Source organism: Mesorhizobium escarrei, from assembly GCF_935825525.1.
Taxonomy (GTDB): domain Bacteria; phylum Pseudomonadota; class Alphaproteobacteria; order Rhizobiales; family Rhizobiaceae; genus Mesorhizobium; species Mesorhizobium escarrei.
In genome coordinates this window covers 13,563-13,969 of record NZ_CAKXZT010000003.1, presented here as the reverse complement: position 1 = coordinate 13,969, position 407 = coordinate 13,563, and the positions used below count along the sequence as shown (strand labels likewise).

1 protein-coding gene is annotated in these 407 nt (G+C 68.3%); it reads right to left on the bottom strand.

The features are described 5' to 3' along the window. Window positions 1-372, bottom strand: a 372-nt coding sequence (locus NMG80_RS37670; protein ID WP_436798513.1) for an efflux RND transporter periplasmic adaptor subunit, incomplete at its 3' end; no start/stop codon positions are given. Between the last annotated feature and the right edge of the window lie 35 nt (window positions 373-407).

Sequence of the window (407 nt, the reverse complement as noted above, 5' to 3'; positions counted from 1 at the left end):
CTGGACGTTCCGGCGCTGCACCTTGCCGTCACCGCCAATCACCCAGACCTGCGGCTCGTCTCCGGACTGCAGCAGCGCGGTCGGGGGTAGCGTGGTGACCTCCTGGCCTCCTTCGCTTTCGACGCGACCTACGACGACTGCGCCCAGCCGCATCTCTGGCGGCGGCGAAGCCAGTGCCACCTTCACCTGATAGGTGCCGGTCGTGCTGTCGGCCTCGGGGGAAATCTCGCGGATATTGCCGGTGACCGCGACGTCCGGCCGGCCCTGGATCGAAACGTTCACCGCCATGCCGAGCTCTGCCCCGGCGATGTCTTCGCCGGCAACAGCGAAGACCGCCTCGCGCGCGTCATTGCGGGAGATCTCGACGATCATCTGACCCGCGGCCACGACCTGACCAGGGTCCGCGC